The sequence below is a fragment of the uncultured Rhodospira sp. genome, assembly GCF_937138205.1.
Taxonomy (GTDB): domain Bacteria; phylum Pseudomonadota; class Alphaproteobacteria; order Rhodospirillales; family Rhodospirillaceae; genus Rhodospira.
Window position 1 is genome coordinate 1 of sequence record NZ_CAKZOT010000012.1, and the last position, 22,760, is coordinate 22,760.

At 68.6% G+C, this 22,760-nt stretch carries 28 protein-coding genes and 3 tRNA genes; 25 read left to right on the forward strand and 6 right to left on the reverse strand.

What is annotated here, in order from left to right; translation table 11 throughout:
• Positions 1 to 70 precede the first annotated feature (70 nt).
• The 3 genes from Q0309_RS01640 to Q0309_RS01650 form a co-directional block, all read right to left on the reverse strand.
• Positions 71 to 1,027: a tyrosine-type recombinase/integrase gene (locus Q0309_RS01640; protein ID WP_299436752.1), complete on the reverse strand. Its 957-nt coding sequence runs from the start codon at positions 1,025 to 1,027 to the stop codon at positions 71 to 73.
• Positions 1,028 to 1,238: 211 nt separating this feature from the next.
• Entirely contained in the window at positions 1,239 to 2,567 is a 1,329-nt protein-coding gene (purB, locus tag Q0309_RS01645; protein WP_299436754.1) for an adenylosuccinate lyase, read from the reverse strand.
• 439 nt (positions 2,568 to 3,006) lie between these two features.
• Entirely contained in the window at positions 3,007 to 4,044 is a 1,038-nt protein-coding gene (locus tag Q0309_RS01650; protein WP_299436756.1) for a porin, read from the reverse strand.
• A gap of 724 nt (positions 4,045 to 4,768) precedes the next feature.
• Between Q0309_RS01650 and Q0309_RS01655 the strand changes: the two genes are divergently transcribed.
• Positions 4,769 to 5,128, forward strand: a complete 360-nt coding sequence (locus Q0309_RS01655; protein ID WP_366940543.1) for a tyrosine-type recombinase/integrase — start codon at positions 4,769 to 4,771, stop codon at positions 5,126 to 5,128.
• Between the two features lie 8 nt (positions 5,129 to 5,136).
• Here Q0309_RS01655 and Q0309_RS01660 read toward each other — a convergent pair whose 3' ends face one another.
• The gene (locus Q0309_RS01660; RefSeq protein WP_299436758.1) at positions 5,137 to 5,520 is read right to left on the reverse strand and encodes a hypothetical protein; all 384 of its coding nucleotides are present in this window, start codon (positions 5,518 to 5,520) and stop codon (positions 5,137 to 5,139) included.
• A gap of 356 nt (positions 5,521 to 5,876) precedes the next feature.
• Here Q0309_RS01660 and Q0309_RS01665 point away from each other — a divergent pair, with 356 nt between their 5' ends.
• The 21 genes from Q0309_RS01665 to Q0309_RS01765 all read left to right on the forward strand — a co-directional run bounded on the left by Q0309_RS01665 (position 5,877) and on the right by Q0309_RS01765 (position 20,557).
• Positions 5,877 to 6,164, forward strand: coding sequence for a DUF4258 domain-containing protein (locus tag Q0309_RS01665; RefSeq protein WP_299436760.1), 288 nt, complete (start codon positions 5,877 to 5,879; stop codon positions 6,162 to 6,164).
• Between the two features lie 12 nt (positions 6,165 to 6,176).
• Positions 6,177 to 6,728, forward strand: a complete 552-nt coding sequence (locus tag Q0309_RS01670) for a hypothetical protein (protein WP_299436762.1) — start codon at positions 6,177 to 6,179, stop codon at positions 6,726 to 6,728.
• Between the two features lie 100 nt (positions 6,729 to 6,828).
• A complete protein-coding gene (locus Q0309_RS01675) occupies positions 6,829 to 7,497 on the forward strand; it encodes a hypothetical protein (protein ID WP_299436764.1) in 669 nt (222 codons plus the stop codon).
• Between the two features lie 109 nt (positions 7,498 to 7,606).
• Positions 7,607 to 7,849: a helix-turn-helix domain-containing protein gene (locus Q0309_RS01680; RefSeq protein WP_299436766.1), complete on the forward strand. Its 243-nt coding sequence runs from the start codon at positions 7,607 to 7,609 to the stop codon at positions 7,847 to 7,849.
• A 108-nt stretch (positions 7,850 to 7,957) separates the two neighbouring features.
• Positions 7,958 to 8,956, forward strand: coding sequence for a toprim domain-containing protein (locus Q0309_RS01685; RefSeq protein WP_299436768.1), 999 nt, complete (start codon positions 7,958 to 7,960; stop codon positions 8,954 to 8,956).
• Complete coding sequence (locus tag Q0309_RS01690) at positions 8,956 to 10,107, forward strand: AAA family ATPase (RefSeq protein WP_299436770.1); 1,152 nt, start codon at positions 8,956 to 8,958, stop codon at positions 10,105 to 10,107. The genes Q0309_RS01685 and Q0309_RS01690 overlap by 1 nt, the downstream gene beginning before the upstream one ends.
• 244 nt (positions 10,108 to 10,351) lie before the next feature.
• Positions 10,352 to 10,612 (forward strand): hypothetical protein, encoded by a 261-nt coding sequence (locus tag Q0309_RS01695; protein ID WP_299436772.1) that lies wholly within the window; start codon positions 10,352 to 10,354, stop codon positions 10,610 to 10,612.
• Complete coding sequence (locus Q0309_RS01700) at positions 10,609 to 10,923, forward strand: hypothetical protein (protein WP_299436774.1); 315 nt, start codon at positions 10,609 to 10,611, stop codon at positions 10,921 to 10,923. Before Q0309_RS01695 ends, Q0309_RS01700 begins: the two co-directional genes overlap by 4 nt.
• Positions 10,924 to 10,937: 14 nt before the next feature.
• Positions 10,938 to 11,240 (forward strand): hypothetical protein, encoded by a 303-nt coding sequence (locus Q0309_RS01705; RefSeq protein ID WP_299436776.1) that lies wholly within the window; start codon positions 10,938 to 10,940, stop codon positions 11,238 to 11,240.
• Positions 11,237 to 11,689, forward strand: a complete 453-nt coding sequence (locus tag Q0309_RS01710; protein ID WP_299436778.1) for a DUF5681 domain-containing protein — start codon at positions 11,237 to 11,239, stop codon at positions 11,687 to 11,689. Before Q0309_RS01705 ends, Q0309_RS01710 begins: the two co-directional genes overlap by 4 nt.
• 16 nt (positions 11,690 to 11,705) lie before the next feature.
• Entirely contained in the window at positions 11,706 to 12,317 is a 612-nt protein-coding gene (locus Q0309_RS01715) for a hypothetical protein (RefSeq protein ID WP_299436780.1), read from the forward strand.
• Positions 12,318 to 12,796: 479 nt separating this feature from the next.
• Complete coding sequence (locus Q0309_RS01720) at positions 12,797 to 14,092, forward strand: site-specific integrase (RefSeq protein ID WP_299436782.1); 1,296 nt, start codon at positions 12,797 to 12,799, stop codon at positions 14,090 to 14,092.
• Between the two features lies 1 nt (position 14,093).
• The gene (locus tag Q0309_RS01725; RefSeq protein WP_299436784.1) at positions 14,094 to 14,939 is read left to right on the forward strand and encodes a hypothetical protein; all 846 of its coding nucleotides are present in this window, start codon (positions 14,094 to 14,096) and stop codon (positions 14,937 to 14,939) included.
• A 91-nt stretch (positions 14,940 to 15,030) separates the two neighbouring features.
• On the forward strand, positions 15,031 to 15,285 hold the full coding sequence (locus tag Q0309_RS01730) for a helix-turn-helix domain-containing protein (RefSeq protein ID WP_299436786.1): 255 nt from the start codon (positions 15,031 to 15,033) through the stop codon (positions 15,283 to 15,285).
• 30 nt (positions 15,286 to 15,315) lie between these two features.
• Positions 15,316 to 16,227, forward strand: a complete 912-nt coding sequence (locus tag Q0309_RS01735) for a toprim domain-containing protein (protein WP_299436788.1) — start codon at positions 15,316 to 15,318, stop codon at positions 16,225 to 16,227.
• Entirely contained in the window at positions 16,224 to 18,740 is a 2,517-nt protein-coding gene (locus tag Q0309_RS01740; RefSeq protein ID WP_299436811.1) for a hypothetical protein, read from the forward strand. Before Q0309_RS01735 ends, Q0309_RS01740 begins: the two co-directional genes overlap by 4 nt.
• Positions 18,737 to 19,006, forward strand: coding sequence for a hypothetical protein (locus tag Q0309_RS01745; RefSeq protein ID WP_299436813.1), 270 nt, complete (start codon positions 18,737 to 18,739; stop codon positions 19,004 to 19,006). The genes Q0309_RS01740 and Q0309_RS01745 overlap by 4 nt, the downstream gene beginning before the upstream one ends.
• Positions 19,003 to 19,329: a hypothetical protein gene (locus Q0309_RS01750; RefSeq protein ID WP_299436815.1), complete on the forward strand. Its 327-nt coding sequence runs from the start codon at positions 19,003 to 19,005 to the stop codon at positions 19,327 to 19,329. Before Q0309_RS01745 ends, Q0309_RS01750 begins: the two co-directional genes overlap by 4 nt.
• A gap of 300 nt (positions 19,330 to 19,629) precedes the next feature.
• A complete protein-coding gene (locus Q0309_RS01755; protein ID WP_299436817.1) occupies positions 19,630 to 20,073 on the forward strand; it encodes a DUF5681 domain-containing protein in 444 nt (147 codons plus the stop codon).
• Entirely contained in the window at positions 20,070 to 20,372 is a 303-nt protein-coding gene (locus Q0309_RS01760) for a hypothetical protein (RefSeq protein WP_299436819.1), read from the forward strand. Before Q0309_RS01755 ends, Q0309_RS01760 begins: the two co-directional genes overlap by 4 nt.
• Positions 20,369 to 20,557, forward strand: a complete 189-nt coding sequence (locus Q0309_RS01765) for a hypothetical protein (protein ID WP_299436821.1) — start codon at positions 20,369 to 20,371, stop codon at positions 20,555 to 20,557. Before Q0309_RS01760 ends, Q0309_RS01765 begins: the two co-directional genes overlap by 4 nt.
• Before the next feature lie 194 nt (positions 20,558 to 20,751).
• Here the strand turns inward: Q0309_RS01765 and Q0309_RS01770 are convergent.
• Together Q0309_RS01770 and rlmB are read right to left on the reverse strand one after the other, a co-directional pair.
• Positions 20,752 to 20,827, reverse strand: a tRNA-Thr gene (locus Q0309_RS01770).
• A gap of 245 nt (positions 20,828 to 21,072) precedes the next feature.
• Positions 21,073 to 21,903, reverse strand: coding sequence for a 23S rRNA (guanosine(2251)-2'-O)-methyltransferase RlmB (rlmB, locus tag Q0309_RS01775; RefSeq protein WP_299436823.1), 831 nt, complete (start codon positions 21,901 to 21,903; stop codon positions 21,073 to 21,075).
• Between the two features lie 161 nt (positions 21,904 to 22,064).
• Here rlmB and Q0309_RS01780 point away from each other — a divergent pair.
• The 3 genes from Q0309_RS01780 to Q0309_RS01790 all read left to right on the forward strand — a co-directional run.
• A tRNA-Tyr gene (locus Q0309_RS01780) sits at positions 22,065 to 22,150 on the forward strand.
• Positions 22,151 to 22,185: 35 nt separating this feature from the next.
• Positions 22,186 to 22,259, forward strand: a tRNA-Gly gene (locus Q0309_RS01785).
• A gap of 203 nt (positions 22,260 to 22,462) precedes the next feature.
• Positions 22,463 to 22,760, forward strand: a 298-nt coding sequence (locus Q0309_RS01790; protein WP_299436825.1) for a GTP-binding protein, incomplete at its 3' end; no start/stop codon positions are given.

Genomic DNA, 22,760 nt, shown 5'->3' on the forward strand with positions numbered 1-22,760 from the left:
GGGCCAATTTCCCTGATTGTGTGAAGGCAGATACGCATAATTCCCAGTTATCCACGTCTCCCTCCCCCCCTCACCCCCGCCGGAACCGGTCCCTGGGGTTCAGCGCCCTCAGGCGGTTGTGCAGGGCGTCATCGGAGACGTGGGTATAGATCTCGGTCGTCGAGATGGACGCATGGCCCAGCAGCTTTTGCACCAGGCGGATGTCGGCGCCGCTGTTGAGCAGTTCGGTGGCCGCCGTGTGGCGCAGCATGTGTGGCGTGATGCGCCGGCCCAGGCGCAGGTTGGCGACGTGGCGGTGCAACAGGCGGCGGATGTGGTTGGGGTCGGCGGCGGTGCCGCGCGGGGTGAGCAGCAGCGACTCGAGCCCCGGCACGGCCGGCCGGCGGGCGCGGATATAGTCCTTCAACTGGGCGGTGACGATCTCGTCGACCAGAAAGACACGCCGCTCCCGGTTGCCCTTGCCGCGAATGGCGATGGTGCCGGCGGCCAGGTCGATGTCGCGCAGGCGGATGGCGCACAGCTCGCCCACACGCACCCCGGTGGTGAACAGCAGTTCCAGCGCCAGCGCCAGGGTGGCGGCGGCCAGCGCGCCCCCCGTCTCGTCATCGGCGTCGGCATGGCCGGCGGTGGCCGGCGCGCCCGCCGCGTCCGCCTCCCGACCGGTGGCCAGAAGCGCCGTGATCTCCGCCCCCGTCAGGTTGCGCGGCAGCCGATGCGGCAGGCGCACCGGCACTCGGACGGAGGCCAGCGGGTCCTCGTCCAGGCGCTCGGCGTCGGCGGCCCAGCGGCACAACCCTTTCAGGGCGGCCAGCCGCCGCTTGATGGTCGCCGGCGCATAGCCCTCGGCGCGCATGGCCGCCACCCAGGCGGTGACCGACTCCTTGCCGAACAGCGGGTCGGGCCGCGCCACCGCCACCCAGCGCGCGAACGCGCCCAGGTCCTGCCGATAGGCCCGCACGGTATGGTCGGACAGCCCGCGCGCTTTGCACGCTTCAAGGAATTCGCCGAGAAGGTTTGGGAGGTTCATCGCGGAGTGGAGCAAAAAGGGGCGACTGGGACCCCTTTTTACGCCACCAAACTAAACAAAGGAACAGTGTGTTTTGTGCTTTGTTTCCGGTTCCGCGAGTCGTTTCCTTCCTACCTCCCTGACGCGCAAATCTGTTCTTAATGATATTGTAGAGGCGCCGTTGATCCTATGCCGAGTCCCTTTATGGGGGCGCGAGTCCCCTGGGGAGCCATCAATCCGGGTCGGCGGGAGCCGTGCCGAACACGCGGGCAAAGATCGTGTCGACGTGCCGCGTGTGGTGGTCCAGGTCGAACAGGCCGGACAGAGTCGCCTCGTCCAGCGCCGCCGTCACCTCGGCGTCGGCGCGCAACAGGGCCAGCAGGTCGCCGGCGCCCTCCCACACCCGCATGGCGTTGCGCTGCACCAGCCGGTAGGCATCCTCGCGGCTGACCCCCGCCTGCGTCAGGGCCAGCAGCACCCGTTGCGAGAACACCAGCCCGCCCATGCGGGCGACGTTGGCCGTCATGGCCTCGGGGTAGACCACCAGCCTGTCGACCACTCCGGCCAGCCGCGCCAGGGCAAAGTCCAGCGTCACCGTGGCGTCGGGGGCGATCATGCGCTCGACCGAGGAATGGGAGATGTCGCGCTCGTGCCACAGCGCCACGTTCTCCAGCGCCGGGGTGACATAGCCGCGCACCACGCGCGCCAGCCCGGTCAGGTTCTCGGTCAGCACCGGGTTGCGCTTGTGCGGCATGGCCGAGCTGCCCTTCTGCCCGGGCGAGAAGTACTCCTCGGCCTCGCGCACCTCGGTGCGTTGCAGGTGGCGGATCTCTGTGGCCAGGCGCTCGACGGAACTGGCGATCACTCCCAGAACGGCAAAGACCATCGCGTGGCGGTCGCGCGGAATGACCTGGGTGGAGACCGGTTCGGGCGTCAGGCCCAGCTTGCGGGCCACGTGGACCTCGACCGCCGGATCGATGTTGGCGAACGTTCCCACGGCGCCGGAAATGGCGCAGGTGGCCACGTCGGCGCGGGCGGCGCTGAGGCGGTCGCGGGCGCGCTCGAACTCGGCGTAGAAGCTGGCGAACTTCAGGCCCAGGGTGACCGGCTCGGCGTGAATGCCGTGGCTGCGGCCCATGCAGATGGTCATGCGGTGTTCCAGGGCGCGACGTTTCAGCGCCTCCAGCACGGCATCGAGATCGGCCAGCAGCAGGTCGACCGCCTGGGTGAGCTGCACGGCCAGGCAGGTGTCGAGCACGTCGGACGAGGTCATGCCCTGATGGACGAACCGGGCCGGCTCGCCCACGTGCTCGGCCAGTTCGGTCAGGAAGGCGATGACGTCGTGCTTGACCTCGGCCTCAATGGCATCGATGCGGGCGACGCGCTCGGGGGTATAGGGTTTGTCGCCCTGGTCCCAGACGGCGGCGGCGGCGGCGGCGGGGATCACGCCCAACTCGGCCAGGGCGTCGCAGGCGTGCGCCTCGATCAGGAACCAGATGCGGAACTTGTTGGCCGGCTCCCAGATGGCGGCCATGGCCGGGCGGCTGTAACGCGGAATCACGGGGGCGGGCTCCTTGGTCGGGCGAATGGAAACGTGGGCGCGGTATATCCGACACGTCCGCCCCTGTCACCCCGCGCGCGGCGCTTGTGACGAGGGACCGCGTGCGGATGTCCTTCTCAGAGCCCTGGCGAACACGCACGCCATCACCAGAGCGGCCCGTCATTGCGAGCCCGCGTCATGTGATGCGGGCGACGCAATCCAGAGCCGAAGACGACGATGTTCGCCCTGGATTGCTTCGGCGCTTCGCGCCTCGCAATGACGGTCCTGTTTGACGAAGATTTGGATGCCCAGAAAAGGCAGAACCCAAGAGAACGGACCGGCGCTGAAAAAACCGCGAGGGGCCGAAGCCTCTCCCCCAGAAACCAACAGGGAGGGGCCGAGGCCCCTCCCTGAGGTGCGGTGGCCCCGAGGGACCGCCGCGCAGTACGATGACCGGAGCTTAGAAGCTCAGGCCGACGCCGAACAGAACACCGGTGGTCTCGCGGTCGGCGACACCCGCCGGAGTGTCTTCGTTGCCGTGGAACACGGCCGCGCCCAGGTCGATGCCCGGACCCAGCACGTAGTTGCCGGAGAACATGAAGCTCTGCGAGTCGACGTCGTTGGCGCCGGCGTCGATGTGGCTGTCACCGTAGACGAAGGCCACGCCGTAGGGGCCGTTGGCGTAGCTGGCGCTGACGGTCCAGTGCTCCATGTCGTTGTCGTCACCATCGACGGCCCACACGCCGTAGGCGCCGCCCAGTTCGAAGCCCATGTAGGACACGGCGGCACCGCCACGGATCAGAGCACGGTCATTGACGGCACCAACGCCGAACTGGTGCTGATAGGTGAAGTCGGCGTGGATGCCGACGCCGCTGAACTCGTTGTCGAAGGCGGCGCCGATGCCGAACAGATCCTTGTAGCTGGAACCGGTGTTGTTCCAGTCCTCGAACCCGCTGTCGTCGTTGCCGGCGTTGTCCGGGGCGTATTCGGTCGCCAGCGAGAAGCCGAAGAACGACGGCGTGACGTAGGAGACGCTCAGGTCGTCGCTGGTGTAGTAGGGCTCAACGTGGCCAACCGCGAACTCGGTCCAGCCCCAGTATTCGTCCCAGCCGATGACGCCGCCGGCGTCCGTGGCGTTGAACTGCATCTGGCCGACGTAGCCCTGACGCTGACCGAGCTGCAGGGCACCGAAGCCGCCGGACATCTGGATGGCCTGCTCGTCGGCGTTGCGGTCGCCGTTGTCCTCGGCTTCCAGCTGGATGATGGCCTTGACGGTGATGCCGTTGTCCAGGGTGGTCGAGCCGGTGAAGTACAGCTCGGTGTCGGTGGCCATGCCGGTGCTGGCCCACGTCTCACCGCCCTCGTCGTTGACGTCGCCGGCGCCGAAGAAGACTTCCTGCTTGCCGCCGATGCTCAGCTTGATCTTTTCCGCGTGGGCGGTGCCCGCGAAGGCGGCCGCGGCGATCAGGGCCGTCGTGCCGAAAAGGACCTTTTTCATGACTTCTCCTCTCATGAGACCTGGAGTTATGGCCTGTTTGATCGATCCGGTTCGGTGCCCCGGGCACCGGTTGGACCTGAAGACTGATTTCCCGCCGATCCCGCCGGGTTCGCCTCCGGATAAAGACATGGGGGGCCTGGGCTCGTCAACGCGCTGGTGCGCATGATCCACGCAATCATCCACGTTGTGGCCGTGGCGCAACATGGGCTCGGTTGAGGCCGTCCCGTCGCATGAGATTGGTCCGCAAAGTTTAGGCGATGCGCGCGTTTCGGCGCCTGGCGCCTGGACTCGCTGTGTTGCAAATCTATTACATAAATGTTGCAGAGATGTTGCGAGCCCGGAACGTACGCAAGCAACGGCACAGTGCAAATGCAAAAAACCATCGCGCACCGACGGTCCGCCTGAGGTGGTCGGAGTCGTCGAGACAGCGTTTTGCGTGTCAATCGGCGTCCAATAATGCCCCCCCCGGTGCCTATCATATTCACACTTCTCATGGCTGCGTTTTCCACGACGATCCGGACACCGATTCCGCCAACATCCGGACACCGGTTCCACGACGATCCGGACACCGATTCCGCCAACATCCGGACACCGGTTCCACGACGTGTTAACCCGCTTGGGAAAATGACCCCCCATAGGCATGTGGGCATTCCCCGTAAAAGACTGAGATTCAATGATGTCTGGCAAGCGATAGGGGTCAAGTGGGCGCCGATCGAGGGGTCAAATGCCGCGCCGATTCACAGCCAAGAGGGCCATTGACGCGGCAATCCTTGAGGCCCGGCGGGCAGACGACCCCGACGCGGAGCCGATGCCGCATTGGACGTTCCATGACCTGCGACGGACGGTGACAACGGGGCTCGCCAAGATGGGCGTGCACCCGCATGTCGCGGACGCTCTGCTGAACCACAAGAGTGGCACGATCACGGGCGTTGCCGCTGTCTACAACCGTCATGCGTATCTGGACGAACGCCGCCGCGCGCTGGAAGCGTGGGAGGCGCATGTCCTGGCATTGGCCGAGGGCAAAGTGATGACGGGCAACGTCGTCCCCATGACCCGGCCGGGCGTCCAGACGGCACGCGGGTAACCGCAACCCTAACCGTCAGCGTATGGGCCTTCCCGATTGGCCCACTGGAAGTACGCTGGGGTTCCAAATTTCGGCATTGGCTTCTCAAGCCGCGCCTGTTCTTTCCTTCGTTCCGCCTGATATGCTTTTAGTATTTCTATGGTCGGCCCAGAACTTGGCTGGATCACACCGAATGCAAAAAGAGCACCAACAATCAGGCAAAACAGAATCATGACCGGCAAAGCAACTACCCAAAGAATGATGTAGAGTGCGATACCCGGGAAGCCCCAATCGCTGGCCCATGAAAACAGGCTGGCGGCGACCAAGGCAGCGGCTATCAGAATTCTTACCGCCAGGGCCAGTAGAGCCACTGCCAGAAGACCGATTGCCATCCAGATGACCCAGTCGTCCATGTCCGTCTCCCTCATGCACGCCCAGGATGCGCCATTCCCCTCTGGCCCGCAAGCCTACCGTGGTGTCCGGCAAAAAACTGGCAACTCCATCTTCGCTGTCAGCTCGGCCGTCTTCGCGCCCTGGTAGCGTCCGCAGGAATACTGTGGGCAATCTCGGCCTACCGCTGCCTCCATCACCGCCCGCCCCTGGGGTGACCTGGGGGCGGGTCAACACCATGCGCCAACCGAGAATGACGATACGTCAAATCATTTGGCAGTTCTCCCTCGAAATAGTTGTGCCTGAAACGAATCTGGATTGACATTTCGTCACCCCTGGCCCATCTTCGATGGTGCTCCATCACGTCCCAAGGCGTGCCATGCCGTATCATGACGAAACTCGGCGCATTCATGCCCTGGCCCGCGATCCGGCGACGCGGTGGAAGTGGACCGGTCATGCCGAGGCCCGAATGCGGGAGCGGGATATCTCCCGCCTCGACGTGCGAACCGTGCTGCAACGCGGCGCCGTCGTCCGGGTGGAGCAACCCCGGTTCGAAGTGACCTGGAACGTCCGGGGCCGCGACGGCGACGGCCGGCCCCTCGAAATCGTGGTGGTGGCGCGGGACGACGCGCTGTTCGTCACGGTCATTACTGCCTGGGAAGCGTAGGAGACCCCGCCCATGTCCGACCCCTGCCCGATCTGCGGAGGCGCCACCCGCGCCGAGGTGCTGCCCGAGTACGCGGACGACCTGTTGGGGCTGCCCGTGGTTCTGCGGGGCGCCGTGGTCCGAGAGACCTGCACGGTGTGCGGCGAGACCGTCACCGAAATCCCCGACCTGGACGGCCTGACCGCCGCCCTGGCCGTCACGCGCGCCCTCTACCCGCTGCAACTGACCGGGGCCGAACTGCGGTTCCTGCGCAAGGCCACGGGGATGAACGCGCGGGACTTCGCCGACGCCATCGATCTGGACACCGCGTCCCTGTCGCGCTGGGAGAACGACAAGCAGACGCTCGGGGGCTACGCCGAAAAGGTGATCCGGGTGTTCGTCTGCGAGGTCTTGCACGATCAGGCCCCCGCGATTCCCTACACCGCCGGCATGATCCCGCGTCTGAAACTGCGGCCTCACGGCTCCATGCCGCCGTTCCGCCCGGTCATGGATCGTGTGCGGTTCCGGCTTGAGCGCGAGGACACCGCGCGCCTGCGATGGGAGGCCGAACCCGTCGCGGCGTGACACCGATCCGGAGGGGCTAGGGTCGCTCCCGAACACCCGGCACCGCACCGGGCCGCCCCGCCGGACCAGACATGCGGACGCCCATGCGGAGGGCAAAGGGATGGCCGACGCCAATGTGGAGTGGCTGCGGGATCGGCTGGTGGAACTGGCCGAAGCAAGGCGCGGCGACGTCGGGATGGATCGCGCCAACGTGATCGCCGCCCTGTCGGCCGTGGTGGAGTACCTCAATAGCCATGTGGCGCTGCGGGGCGATCCCCGGCTGAAGGCTCCGTTGATGGAACTGGGGGCCGCTCTGCAAGATCTGGACGAGGGCCGGATTTCGCCTCTTTTGAGGCCGGCGCCAAAACCTCACGGGGCGGACGGCAATCGGCGGGGCGGGGCTCCGCCGTGGTCGCCTGACATGGCCCGGATCGTGCCCTACGCCGTCGCAACCTCCGATGGCCTGTGTCAACTTGGCTTGAACCGAACCGAAGCGAATGCGGCTGTGGCCAATGCGCTGACCGAGGCCGGGGTCCGGGCGACAATGCCGGGCAAGAGAGGGCAGGGCGAGCGCGCCATCACCGCGACAACCGTGAAGCAGTGGCGTAGTCGCCTCAGCAAATCGCGGGCGCATGGGATGGACCCCGAAGCGGTGGCTGACTGGCAGGCCCAAGCGGCACATACCAAGCAGGTCGTCGACCGCTATCCCGAACGGCGAGATCCCCAAGCGTTCGCGGCGGGGCTGCTGGAACTGCTGAAGGAAGCAGTCCGCACGATCCCCAGGAATTGACCACCGACCTGACGAAAGTCATTGAACCTCCGGTACACTGACCTGCGCCGCGCTCCATCGTCCGTCGTGTTGCATCGCGCCCCACCGGGCGCCGTCACGGAGGACGGATATGCGCACCCATACCCCCCACACCCCCGATCCCGCCGACATCTATTTGACCGCCGCCGACGTGGCGGCGCGCCTAGGCATCTCCCGCAGCTACCTGGACCAGGCCCGCGTCCGGGGCGACGGCCCCCCGTTCGTGCGGATCGGCCGGGCCGTGCGCTACCGATGGGGGGCCGTCATCGAGTGGGCGGAGGCCCGCGCTGCGCGCTCCACGTCTGAGCCCACTCCCGCAGACCGCGCCGCGTGAAGCGGGCCATGAGCGCCGCCGCGAAATCCCTGATCGTCGCCGCCGCCGCGCGCGGGTGGATGCCCGCCCGGTGGTGTCCGGTCATCCTGCGGGTGATGGGGCTGCGCCATGCGTGATGGCCCCCGCTCCCGCCATATCGACTTCGACGGCATCAACGCCGCCGCGCTGGCCGCACTGCCCGCCCTGCTGTCGCGTTGGTTCCCGGCCGGCCGGCGCAACGGCCAAGAGTTCGTCATGGGCAGTCTGGCCGGTGAGCCCGGCCGGTCATGCTCGACGAATCTCCGCACCGGCAAGGGAGGGGACTTCGCCGCCGGCATCCAGTGGGGCGATCCCATTGGGCTTGCCGCTCATGCCTTCCACGGTGGCGACCGCGTGGCCGCTGCCCGCGCCCTGGCCGCCGAACTCGGCATGACCGATGACGCGCCGCCTGCCCGGCGCCACCATGCGCGACCCGGGCTGCCGCCTGCCGCGCCCCGCGATGACGCGGCGGAGACCCGGGAGCGGCGCCGCCGGGCCGCAGACATCTGGCGTGCATCGGTACCGATCACGGACACACCGGCCGCCGCGTACCTGATCGGGCGCGGGTGTGCCATGCCGCCGGCCGGTGCCGACGTCATCCGTTATCACCCCGCGTGTCCGTATCAGGGCGGGCCGGTGCCCGCCATGGTGGCCTTGATGACCACGGCGGACGGCAACCGCCCCACCGCGATCCACCGGACCCCGCTCCGCCTGGACGGCACACGGGACCGCGACAGGCCCAAGAAAATGTTGGGGCCGTCCGGTGGCGCCGTCATCCGCCTGTCTCCCGACGATGACGTGACCATGGGGCTCGGGCTTTCCGAGGGCATCGAGACCGGCCTTTCCGTCCTGGCCGCCGGCTGGGCGCCCGTGTGGGCCGCCGGGAGCGCGGGCACGATCCGCACATTCCCGGTGTTGGGTGGGGTCGAGGCCCTGACCGTTTTCGCCGATCACGATCAATCCGGGGCCGGACTGGACGCTGCCCGCGCCTGTGCCCAGCGGTGGGCCGACGCCGACCGCGAGGCCACCGTGCGCGCCCCGCGTACCGTGGGCCACGACTGGAACGACGAAACACCGAGGGCCGCCTGATGGATCAACCCGAGGGGCATTTCAACGCGCGCGGATCGGCCGAGTCCTACGGGCCGCGCCTGCCCATGCGCACCATCGACCCGACCGCGTGGGCCGGCAAACCGATCCCGGAACGCCGCTGGATGGTGGCCGATCTTGTGCCCCACGGGTCCGTCACCATGCTGTCAGGCGACGGCGGGCTGGGCAAATCTCTATTGACCCTCCAGTTGGCCGTTGCTTCAGCGACCGGACGGCATTTTCTCGGGCAGGCGACGGAACACTGTCGGGTGTTTGGTCTGTACTGTGAGGATGACGCCGACGAAATCCACCGCCGGCTTGCCGATATCACGCGGGCGGAGTCGCTGGGGTTCGACGCCCTGGCCGGGTTCCGGTTCGCCTCCCGCGTCGGGGAGGCCAACGAGTTTGTCCGCCGCGACAAGTTCGGCAAGCCGCAAGGCCCGAGTCAGGTGTTCTTTGACACACTAGAGACGGCCAAGCGGTTCGGCGCGCGGCTGGTGATCCTCGACGGGTTGCATGACCTGTTCGACGGAAACGAGAACTCCCGCCCGGAGGCGCGCCAATTCGTGAACATGCTCCGGCGGATCGCACTCGACGTGAACGGCGCCGTGATCCTGTGCGCGCATCCCTCCCGCGCCGGCCTGGCCGATGGCACGGGCACGAGCGGTTCGACCGCCTGGAACAACGCGGTTCGATCCCGGCTGTACCTCTCCCGGCCGCGCGAGACCGACGACGACGGGGAGGATCGGGACGCGCGGACCCTTTCGACCAAAAAGAGCAATTACGGGGTCGTGGGCGACGAACTGCGGATCCGGTGGCAGGAAGGCGTTTTCGTCCTGGACGAGCCGGACACGGGGTTCCTTGGGCGCATGGACGCCCGCCCGAAGGCAAACCGGGCGGAAGAAGCGTTCTTGGCCTGTCTGGACGCGGTGGCGGAACAGGGCCGCACGGTAACCGACGCCAGCAACAGTCCGAAGTTCGCCCCCAAGGTGTTCGCCACCATGCCGCAAGCCCGTGGGATCGGCCGGAAGCCGCTTGAGAAGGCCATGGTGGCGCTGTTCTCCGCCGGGACCATCAAGGTTGGCGTCGCGGGACATTACGCGAACAGGACCCCCATTCCGGGGATTGTCCGTACCGCGCCAGGGGCCGCGTGATGGTGGGCATGAAAGCGCACGCGGTGCGCCCGCTGTCGGTGCGCCCAAGCGCACAGAAGCGCACAAGGGTCTCCCGTAACCCATTGATTTTGTTGCACACGCGTGTTGCACAGAAGCGCACACAAGTCTCCTGTAAGTCATTGATTTTGTTGCACAGGGGTGCACGCACACACGTCCTATACCCTAAAGGGTATATCCCCGCCCCCCTGGGGGTGGGGTGCGGGGCTCTGGAAGGGATGACGCGATGACCGACCACACCGAAACCATCCTGTCCGCCTTCGAGGCCATCACGGCGGAACGTGTCGCGCTTCGAGACATCGAGGCCCCTGCCCGCCCTGTCGAAACCGCCATGCGCGCCCGTGTCCGCGACCTGGGGGAGCGCATCCACGCGGCCGGCGGGTTCGACCGGATGCAAGCCGTCTGGATGGATGTTTCCGAGGCCAGCCGCCGCGCCGGATCGTTCCTGGATCGCGCCTGGAATGGCGTGGGGGAGTGGCGGGCATGATCGATTCCACCGCCACCACCGACGTGTTGCTCGACGGCGCCAATGCGGTCTTGGCGTCGCCGTTCACCAGCGCGTCCAGCCGGGAGCTTGCGCGTCGGGTGCTGGCGGAGGGTGGGCTCCCGCGCCTCCGGGATCGGGGTCCGCGCCTGATCCATGACTTCGTGCCCCTGGCCGTGATCGGGATCGGGCTCGCGCATCTCGCCGCGCCTGACCCGCACACCCGCGTTCGCGCCCTGGCCCTGGTCCATTCGGAGTCCCCGGCCGCGTTGTCGCTACTGGACGCGCCGGCTGAACCGCCGGATGCCGCGTGATGGAGACCGCCGCCATGTCCGCTTCAATGTCCGCTTCGCGCGTTGTCGTCACCCGCCCCGCCGGTCCCGATGGTCCCGCCGTGCTGGCCGTCTTTGGCGACAGCCCCCGGCCCATCGTCACGGTGCCCCTGACCCCGCGCCGCGTGCTGCGACTGGCCGGTGAGTTGCTGGCGTCTGTCGAGCCGGCCGAAATCGGCTCAGAGACGCCCGCACATGCACATCTTGCCCGGCCGCACCCCGTCCACACGGACGACGGAGACGCGAATCCTGGGGCGCCGGAGGGCGGATTCGGGATCCATCCAGGGGGGCAGGCATGACCGATGACACCCGAAATAACGGCGGGGCAACGGAAGGCCGGGACGAAAAGGGGCGGTTCGCTCCCGGCAATCCTGGCCGCCCCCGTGGCGCACGCCACAAGGCGACCCTGGCAGTCGAGGCGATCCTTGACGGGGAGGCCGAGGCGCTGACCCGGCGGGCCATCGAATTGGCGATGGAGGGCGATACGACCGCCCTTCGTCTCTGCCTTGAGCGCATCGCCCCGCCCCGTAAGGACGCCCCCATCCGTTTTGACCTGCCTGCCATCGCCCGCGCCACCGATGCCGCTGGGGCCATGAGCGCGCTTCTGGCCAGCGTGGCCGCTGGTGACGTCACGCCGCAAGAGGCGGCTGGCGTTGCCGGCCTGATCGAAGCTTGGCGAAAAACCAAGGAGACGAGTGACCTTGAAAGCCGAATCGCCGTGCTTGAAGCAGCGCGTCAAAAGTCCTGATTGAAGGAGAATCACAATGCGAAACATGGACAAGCGTATTCATAACCTTGGCGCCGACATGTCCGCGCCGGAGCGGGTGTTGGCCGCGCTGGACGCCATCACGGCAGACGACGACTCGACACTTGATTGGCTGAAAAAGACCGCGCCGCACAAGTCCTACACCGCGACCGACGGCGCCTATTCGGACACGATGAACGCCGCCCATCATGTCGCGCTGCACTTCGACCGGGCATTCTACAAGGGCATGGTCGAGGCCACGACCGTCATCGCCGCGCAACTGATCGCCATGCCTCGGATGAAGGACGTCACCGACGAAGAACGGCCGGCCCTGGCCGATCAGATTGAGCGCCTCGAAACCCGCGCCGATGACCTGACGGACACCCTGACGGTGCTGGCCGTTGGCTTGGAGACTTTCGCACACCGGATCGGGATCGACCTTCACCGGCTCATGGCTCTGTCCTTGGTGCTGGACCTGGACGCCGACGCTTTCGAGCGCTACCGGAACCCGCCGGACGGCACGACCGAGCGCTTGGCTGACGATATCAGCGGGGTTGCCGACAACTTCGCCGCGATCTGGCGGCGCTGCGGACCCGAGGTCCTGCCCAGCTTCCGCGCCCACGCGGCGTGAACTCCTGAGCGTCCCGATCCCCGAGACCCGGCCCGAACCATCGGCGCAGGGTTTCTTTTCCTCCGGCCCCGAACACCTCCCAGCCGCGACCTGATCGACCTGATCCGGCATCGTCGGCGCCTTCGACCGGGCACACCCTGATCGGAGCCGAAATCCGTTCTGGTGGCTACTATGTGGCTACTGGCAACGAACAAGGGGCTAGGCGATGTGGCCTAACCCCTTGATTTCATTGGTGCCCCCGGCAGGACTTGAACCCGCAACCCCCTGATTACAAATAAGAGTAGATAGGCGCGTACTCCCCGACACGTCCCGACGCGGACCCATGTTATATGCTTGTTTTGTCGTGCTTTGTCGGCCATACTCTCTGAATGGAACCGACATAGAGACACACAAGATATCGGTCCCACGGGGTCCGCAGTGGGTCCGCAGATTTTGCGGACCCCGCCGGGAGCCGGTGACGGATCGTCAGGGGCGTCACCATGAAGCTGACCGAGAAAACGATAGCCGCCCTGGACTGCGAGGCTGGCCGGCGCGACCGTCTGGTCTTCGATGACGACGTGTCGGCCCTGGCCGTCCGCGTCACCGCTGCCGGTTCAAAGACCTTCCTGGCCCAATACAGCATGGGCCGTGAGAAGCGCCGCGTCCCGCTGGGCAAGTGGGGCGCCGTGACGCTGGCCGAGGCCCGCAAGGCCGCGCGCACGATCATGGGCGAAGTCGCCGCCGGCAAGGACCCGGCCGGGGAACGCAAGGCCCAGCGCCAACAGGCCCAGGCCAAGGCGGAGGCCGACCGCTACACCCTGGCCGCACTGCTGGACGACTGGAGCGCCCTGGCCCTGCATGACAAGAGCCCGCGCTATCAGGCCGAGGCCGTCCGCGCCGTCCGCGTGGCGTTTGGTAAACACCTGGACCGACCCGCCGCCGGCCTGACCAGAACCACCGCGTTGAAGATCCTCGACGGCATGGTGAAGGCCGGAACGCCCGCGCTGGCAACCCGCACCCTGGCCTATGGCCGCGCCTGCTACGGATGGGCCGTGAAGCGCGGCAAGCTGACCGACAACCCGTTCGCCGGCTTGCCCGCGCCCGCGACCGTGCCCAGCCGCGACCGTGCCCTGACCGCCGTTGAAGTCGGCGCCGTGTTCGCCGCCGCTGAGACCATGCCGTTCCCGTTCGGGCCGCTGTTCCGCGTGCTGTTGCTGACCGCCCAGCGCCGGGAGGAAGTCGCGGGAATGCGGTGGTCGGAACTCTCCCCGGACCTGACCACCTGGACCTTGCCGGGGACCCGAACCAAGAACGGGCAGGAACACGTTGTCCATCTGTCCGAACCTGCCCGCGCAGTCCTGTCCGGCCTGCCCCGCGTCCAGGGCCAGGACCTGGTTTTCTCCACCACCGGCAAGACCGCGCCGTCCGGGTTCAGCGCCGCCATGACGCGGCTGCGCAAGGCCACCGAAGCCGAGCGCGCCCGCCGGGCCGATGCTGCCGGGGAGCCCGCGCCGCGCCCGATGGCGGAATGGCGCCTACATGATTTCCGCCGGTCCTGTGTGACCTGGTTGGCCGATCACGGGTTCAACCCCGTGGTGGCCGACAAGATCCTCAATCACGTTGCCGCCACCGGCCTGTCGGACGTGGCGCGCGTCTATCAGAAAAGCGCGTTCCTGACCGAGCGCAAGGCCGCCCTCGACGCATGGGGCGCCCATGTGCAGGCGATGGCCGAGGGCCGCACCGCCGACCCCGACGTGATCGACCTGAACGCCCACCGGGCCGGGGAGGCGGGTTGACGTGGCGCGGGGGAAGCAGGGCAGGATCAGGGCTCAGGGCGGCATTGGATGGGGGCGCCTGTCCTATGCCGTCAAACTGTCCAGCATGGCCCCGCCCGGCAAGGCCGATGGTCTGAAAGCCATGTCCCGGACTGATATTCGCGCAATACGGGACCGGGCAAGGGATGCCGTGAACCGGTATCGGCTATCTCAGGGGCATCAAGCCTATGGGCGCGAATTGACCGCCTGCCTGCGACCCGTCGCGGGAGCCGCAAAGCAACTGCTGCTGTATCCAAACTCCCCAGCGATCAGGAAAAAGACGGCCCGGCAACTGGACAGGCTGGCGACGGAAAAGAACCTGACCATCCGATTGCATGTCCGGGACACGCTGCGGGGTCCCCACATGGCCCGCCTGCGGGCAGACATTCAGGCCGGCGCCTACCGTCAGGACGATGATCGGCGCCGTCAGGCCGCCGCGCGACACGATGCCCTGGCCAAGCAGGGCGACAGGCGAATGGAGCGACTGCGGGACGCCCTGGAAGCGAGCATGGTCCATGATCGAGATATGCTGACCGGCCGCGACCGCGTGACGCTCGGCCGGCTGGCAGGGTGCGCGTGTGCCACCCCTGCCCAGAGCCGCTACACCGACCCGGCCCTATGGCAACTGGTCTGCGACGTGCTGCCCATATGGCAGGCCGTCACGGGGAAACGCGGCGCGCCTGACAAGCAACTGACGGCATACGGGACAACCTACATGGAGGCCCCGATACAAGGCTGGCTTCACGCGGCATGTGTGGCCGCCGGATGCCCGCCGCCATCGGCGCATGTGGTCGCGCGCATGGTGCAGAAGGCGCTCCGGTACCGATAGGGGAGGGGTACCCCCAGAATTATGCATTGGTTCGCGCGGGGCGCGGGTGTGGTCCTGTCGGGAGGTATCGACCACCGACGGAGTGCCCACCATGGCGACCACCGCTTTCCCGAGTCCGCACGAACTGCCCGACCCCCTGATGACCCAGGGGCAGGCCGCCGCGTACCTCTCCAAGACCGTCCGCACCCTTGAGCGATGGCGTCGTGATGGCGTCGGCCCCCGGTATCTGCGCGTCGGCCGGACCATCCGGTATCGCCGCGCCGACGTGGACGCATGGCTTGGGGGCCGTGAGTACGCCTCGCAGGCGGAAGAACTGGCCGCCGCCCCCGCCGATCAGGCCGCGTAGGGCTGCGTCATGCGTGACCTAGCCCCCCACATGCCCGATGTTGCCCGGCGCCTGCTGGGCGATCCCAGCCGGGCGCATAGCACGCGCACCGACTGGCGGTTCGGCCGTCACGGATCCCTGTCGGTCGATATCCGTAAGGGCGTCTGGCGGGATCATGAGGCCGGGGAAGGTGGTGGCGTCCTGGCGCTGGTCGAGCGATGCACCGGCCTACGCGGCCGGGAGGCTGCCGAGTGGATCGGGCTACCGCCGGACGACACCGACCACACCCCGCGCCGCGCCCCCAGGCCCGAGCCGCGCCCGGACCCCATGACCGAGCCGGAGACCCGCCAGCGCATCCAGCGCGCCGGGGCGATATGGCGCGCATCGGTGCCGATCACGGACACCCCGGCCGCCGTCTACCTGACCGGGCGCGGGTGTGCCATGCCGCCGGCCGGCGCCGACGTGATCCGGTATCACCCCGCTTGCCCGTATCAGGGCGGGCCGGTGCCCGCCATGGTGGCCTTGATGACCACGGCGGACGGCAACCGCCCCACCGCGATCCACCGGACCCCGCTCCGCCTGGACGGCACACGGGACCGCGACAGGCCCAAGAAAATGTTGGGGCCGTCCGGTGGCGCCGTCATTCGTCTGTGCGATGACGCCGAGGTGACCATGGGGCTTGGCCTGGCCGAAGGTATCGAGACCGGGCTTTCCGTCCTGGCCGCCGGCTGGGCGCCTGTCTGGGCCGCCGGGTCCGCCGGGACCATCCGCACCTTCCCCGTGCTGTCCGGAATCGAGGCCCTGACCATCTTTGCCGATCACGACCGATCCGGGGCCGGACTGGACGCCGCCCGCGCGTGTGGCGAGCGGTGGGCCGATGCCGGGCGGGAGGTGACCATTACCGCGCCGCCCACCTGCGGGCATGACTGGAACGACGCACTCGGACATCGGGGGGCCGCATGACAGCCGACTCGCCCGAGGCCCGGTTCGCCGCCGCCGGCGCAATCGTGGAGCATTGGCCCGCCCGCCGCGCGCCCGATCCAGCCCCCTCGCCCATAGGGCCGCACTATCCCGCGCCCGCCGGGACCGCCGCCGAGGCCCGCCGCGCCCTGGCCGACCTGATCGGCCGGTTCATCCACGAGGCTGCGGACTACCACGCGACACGCCGCGAGATACAGGCCCGCGCCGAGGCAGGCGACCCTGTGACGATGCCACCGCCTCCGGCCCTGGCCGTGCCCGTGGGCGTTGGGATCGGCAAGACGCACGCCGCCCGTGTCGCCATCGCCACCGCCTTGCGCGACCGCACGTTGGCCCGCCCCATCGTCTACGCCGTCCCGACCCACCAGCTTGGGCGCGAGCAGGTTGACGCCTTCGCCGCGCTTGGCGTGACCGCCGCCCTGTGGCGGGGCCGATCCGATGGTGACGGCGACCCCGAGCGGGCCACCTGCCATGATATGGCCGCCGTCCGCGACGCCATGGCCGCCGGCGCCGATCCGGAAACAGCCATCTGCGGCAAGCCCGGTAGCGAGACCTGCCCACACCGGGACACCTGCGCGTTCCAGCTTCAGAAGCCGGTGGTGGCCGCCGCCGACGTGGTGATCCTCCCCCATGCGAGCCTGTTCTACCGGCGCCCCAAGGCCATCGCCAAGCCATCGCTGATCGTGATTGATGAGGGCTTTACGAGCGAGGGACTGCGGTCTGCATCGGTGGCGCTGGACGTGATCGAGGATCAGGCGTCGGCAATGATGCCGGACGGCGACATGTCTGCCTCCAACGACCTTGCGACGGCGCGCGCGATGCTATCCCGCGCCATGCGGGCCACCGAGCCCGGAACGCACGTCACCCTGACCGCGCTGCGGGCCGAGGGGCTGACCGCCGACGAAGCGCGCGAAGCGCGAAAACTCGAATGGCGCCGCAAGGCTGACCCCGGCATGTCCCCCGGCATGGCGACCGAAGACCGACGCGCCGCTGTGGCTGCCGCCGCCGGGAATGCCGCCATCCCGGCCCTGGCCGCCGTCTGGCGTCTCGTGGCCGATGCGCTGGACGGTGACCATGACGCCGCCGGGCTGACGGTGGATTGGGCGACCGGGCGCGACGGTGGATCATATCTTGCCGCCCGCGCGCGCTGGCGGGCCGACCTGCCGGACTCGTGGTCCGACGGAACGCCGATCCTGCACATGGACGCCACCATGCGCCGTGAGCTGGTGGCGCTGTATCTTCCCCGCGCCCGGTTCGGTGATCCGGTGGACGCGGTGACGCCGAACGTCCAGGTGCGGCAGGTTCTCGGGGCGCCGGTGTCCGCCCGTCGGCTGACCCCGCGCGAGGGTGCGCCGGATCGGGACCACAAGGCAGCGCGGCACAGCCTGCGGGACCTGCTGGCCTATACGCGGTTGCGGGCCATGATGCTACGCCGCCCCGCCGTTGCTGGTCCCGACGTGCTGGTGATCGGGCAGCGCCGCGCCGTCGAGGCCCTGCGCGAAGCCGGGTTGCCGTCCAATGTGGACGCGGCGCATTTCAATGCCCTGGCCGGGCTGGACCGCTGGCGGGACGTGGCCGGGATGATCGTCATGGGCCGGACCCTGCCGGCACCGGGCACCGTCGAGGGCATGGCCGCCGCGCTGACCAACCGGCCCCCGGAGGCCCGGCCGGATGGCTGGTGGTACGACCGCGAGGCCCGAGGCATCCGCATGTCCGACGGCACCGCGCACGCCATCCAGGCCGAAATGCACCCAGACCCCATGTGCGAGGCCATCCGGTGGAGCGTCTGCGAGGCCGAGTTGGTCCAGGCCATCGGGCGCGGGCGCGGCGTAAACCGCGATGCAGACACGCCGCTGTCGGTGGACCTGCTGACGGACGTGGTGTTGCCGCTGGTGGCGAATGAGGTGACGGACTGGGCAGCGGTTCGGCCAACGCGAGAAGCCGCGATGATCGCTCAGGGCGTGTATCTGGACAACGCGGCGGATCGGGCCAGGGCGTTCCCTGATCTGTGGCCGACGGCTGACGCTGCGAAGAAGGACGCACAGAGGTGCGGGACAAACTGCTATTATATATCCTCTCTAATAGCAAAATGTCCCCCACCTCCGTCCGTCAGGTACCGTGTCGCCGGTCCCGGCCGTCGCATCGAGAGTGCCGCTTTCGACCCCGACACGATCCCCGATCCCGAGTCCTGGTTGACCGAACGTCTCGGGCCGCTCGCCCTTTACGAGCCCGAGACCACCACCGCGTCCGTCGTTCACGCGGACATCCCGTTCCCCACCGAGGCCGCGCCGGTGACGGTGGATCGTGCGCCGTGGGCGCCCGCCGTCATCCAGACCGCGCCGCTGGCATCACCCGCCGCCGAGTGCCTGGAGCCCGACGAGGCGCTGGACGCGCTCGACGGCGACATGGACGCCGCGCACGACATTTGGGACACCTGCAACGCCCTGCTGGACGCCGCCACGAGCCTGTTCCGTGGCCCGACGGAGGCATGGGCATGACCGCGCCGCGTCCTGATTGGGGGCCATGGGCCGATGGCCTGACCGAGACCGAGCGGGCCGCCCGATGCCGTGCCTTGGCGATGGCCGTCCGGCTTCATGCTGGTCCCGCTGGGGCCGATGCCGTCGAGGCCCTGCGCCGGGCGGAGGCCGATCCCGAAGCCCTGGACGATGCCGCCGCCGCGCTCAATCGCCTGCCTACCCTCTACATGCGCCGCGCCGTCGCATCGTTTGCTGCCCTGCACCGGCCCCGGAGGGATGCCGCATGATCGACCCGGCCGACACCTGCGACCCGCTGCTGGACGGCGCCCATGCGGTTCTCGCCAGTCCGTTCACCAGCGCGTCCAGCCGGGAGCTTGCGCGCCGGGTGCTGGCGGAGGGTGGGCTCCCGCGCCTCCGGGATCGGGGTCCGCGCCTTATCCATGACTTCGTGCCGTTGGCCGTGGTCGGGATCGGGTTCGCCCATGTCGCAGCACCCGACCCGCGCACCCGGACCCGCGCCCTGGCCCTGATCCGCTCCGAGGCGCCCGCCGCGCTGGCCCTGTTGGATGCGCTGGCCGAGCCGCACCTCGATCCCCTGGACGCTGCGTGATGGAGGCCGCCGCCATGACCGCCCCCCGCGTGATCGTCTCCCGCCCCGCCGGCCCCGATGGTCCCGCCGTCCTGGCCGTCTATGGCGATAGCCCCGCGCCCATTGTGGCCGTGCCCCTGACCCCGCACCGGGTGTTGCGGCTGGCCCGTGAGCTTCTGGCCGCCGTCGAGCCGTCCGAAATTGGGCCAGAGAGGCCCGCCCATGCGCGACCTGCTGGCCCGCACCCCGAGGGCGCGAAGGGGCAAGGCGCGAATCCTGAGTCTCCCCAGGGCGGATCACGGACCATCGAAGGGACGGGCCATGACTGACGAACCCCGTTTCCGGGCCGTTGAAACGGAGGGCCGGGACGCGAAGGGCCGGTTTGCTCCCGGCAACCCCGGCCGCCCTCGTGGGGCGCGCCACCGTGCGACCCTGGCCGCTGAGGCCATCCTCGACGGGGAGGCCGACGCCCTCACCCGGAAGGCCGTCGAACTCGCCATGCAGGGGGACACGGTCGCCTTGCGCCTTTGCCTTGAGCGGATCGCCCCGCCCCGTAAAGACCGGCCCGTGACGGTCGAACTGCCCGCCCTGGACGGGGCGGGAGGCATCACCGCCGCCATGGCAACCGTTCTTGAAGCCGTCGCCGCCGGAAGCCTGACCCCCAGTGAGGGGCAGGCCATGGCCGCGCTGATCGAAGCCCACCGCCGCGCCGTCGAGACTGCCGAGCTTGAGGCGCGCATTACAGCACTGGAGGACCGGACATGAGCATGAGCACAAGGGGCCTGAGCGCCCGCCTTGGCCGCATCGAGGAATCCGTTACGGGCGGAACAGCGGGAGAGGTTGCCGACGCGCTGGCGCTGGTCCGCGCTCACGCTGCCGTCAAGATCAGGCCCGACTTGGCAACGGACGCGGATCGTGAGCGGGTAAACGGCGCAACATGGGCCGATATTCAGCGCGCCCACGGCATCGCCGCGACGGCGGCACGCGCTCAGGGGCACGGGGGCGGGCTGGCCGCCGTCACAACCTTCGCCATCCGCACCGAAACAGGAGACCGAGACCGATGACGACGCCCCTGTCCCGCCGCCTGACGCGGCTTGAGGCCGACATGCCGGACCCCACCGAGAGCACGGTTCTGCTGGTGGATACGGGCATCCCACGAGCCCCGGACGATCCGCCCGCGCATGAGGGGGCATCCACCATCGTTCGGATGGTGGTCCCGGCGGGGCGGAAACGCTTGCGCCCTGCCTGACCATACTGCGCAGCGTTCAGCGTTCACATGTACCCCGCCCGCCCCTGGGGAGACCTGGGGGCGGGTTTCTCATGCCCACCGCCCCGACATTCCCCGACGCCAGCATTTCATCCCGAGGGGTCCGCATGGGGTCCGCTAATGAAAAACGGCCCCCGCGATGGAGGCCGTTTCGGGGTCTAACCCCTTGATTTAACTGGTGCCCCCGGCAGGACTTGAACCCGCAACCCCCTGATTACAAATCAGGTGCTCTACCAGTTGAGCTACAAGGGCACAATGAGGGCGCGGTTCGGTGGGGAGCGCGTAACCTCTCTGCCTCCCGACTCGCATCCGGCGTTCCAGACAGTGCCGCACGCGTCCACCAATCTCACGTCCGCCTATATATCGTCTCATCGCGGCGATGGCCAGAGGGGGGCCGGCTCCAAAATTTCACCGACGGAGACATCCCCCATGGCCGAACAGGCCAAGAGGACGGCGGCGCTTTCGCTTCGGGGAGGCGACGCCGTCCGGTCAAGGCCTCACGCGCCGTCGTCCCCGGGGTCAACGGGTTCAAGCGCGGCGCGCCGCAGTTCGTACAAGGCCACCGCGCACGCGTTGGAGACGTTCAGGCTCTCCACAGCACCGGGTACCATGGGCAGGCGGGCGAGGTGGTCGCAGTGCTCGCGCGTCAGGCGTCGCAGGCCGGCGCCCTCGGCGCCCAGAACGAGGGCCAGGGGGCCGGACAGACCGGCGCCGGCCAGGGTGACAGGGGCGGCCGCGTCGAGCCCGACGCTCCAGTAGCCCAGGTCCCTCAGATCGGTCAGCGCGCGGGCGAGGTTGGTCACGCGGATCAGCGGCACGCGCTCCAACGCGCCGCTGGCGGCCTTGGCCAGCGTGCCGGTCTCGGCCGGGCTGTGGCGGTCCTGGGTGAGGACGGCGCGGGCGCCGAACGCCGCCGCCGACCGCAGGATCGCGCCGACATTGTGCGGATCGGAGACTTGGTCCAGCACCACGACGACGGCGCTTTCGTCCGGGGCAGGGGGGGCGAGGTCGGCGACCGCGCTGTCAGGCAGCGGGCCGGCCTCCAGCACCAGACCCTGGTGAACGGCGCCGGCGGGCAACAGGGCGTCGAGGGCGGCGCGGTCGGCCGGTTCCACGACGAGCGCGCGGGCGGCGGCCGCCTGCGCCACGCCGGCGGCGGCCTCGGCCGTGGCCAGCAGGCGGCGCACCGGGCGCGCGGGGTTGGTCAGGGCCGCCGCGACGGCATGACGGCCGTACAGGCGCAGCGGCGCGTCGCCGGGCTGGCCCGGCCTGCGCGTCCGTGGCCGGGCGGGCGCGCCGGCGGATTTGGCTCGGTGGGGTCGCGACATGGGCTCCCGTCCGGATCGGGGGTGATGCTCCCTGCGATAGCACGCGCGGCGCGGCGACGGAATGCCAGGAAAACGGCCCCGCGTTCCACCAAGATCGTCATTGACATCACAAGGCAAATCCCCATAGTGCGGGGTCTCCGCGCGGGCAGGGCGCAGCCCGTGGAGGGGTGGTCGAGTGGTTAAAGGCACCGGACTGTAAATCCGGCGGGGTAACCCTACGTTGGTTCGAATCCAACCCCCTCCACCATTCACCGCCCTGTCCGGGCGCGGAGTCTTCGGGGTGCGGGTGTAGCTCAATGGTAGAGCCCCAGCCTTCCAAGCTGGTTGTGTGGGTTCGATTCCCATCACCCGCTCCAACCCGATATGGCACCAGACTGGCGGTCGCGCGCAGGGGCGCGAGGGCCGGACTCGGGCCGGCGGGCGTGGCTCGTCGGCCCTTGGTCTTTCATGAGCGTGGCGCGCGCGCCGCGACTCGGGGTAACCCGGTTGAGGCAGGGACTGGTGCGGCACGGCGGAAGAGTCACAGGCATGGGCCGCTGGGACAAGGACGGAAAAGAACATGGCGAAGGAAAAGTTTGACCGCAGCAAGCCGCACTGCAACGTGGGGACGATCGGGCACGTTGACCACGGCAAGACGACCCTGACGGCGGCGATCACGAAGGTTCTGGCGGAGACGGGCGGGGCCACGTTCTCGGCGTACGACATGATCGACAAGGCGCCGGAGGAGAAGGCGCGCGGGATCACGATCTCGACGGCGCACGTGGAATACACGACGGAGAACCGCCACTACGCGCACGTCGACTGCCCGGGGCACGCCGACTACGTGAAGAACATGATCACGGGTGCCGCGCAGATGG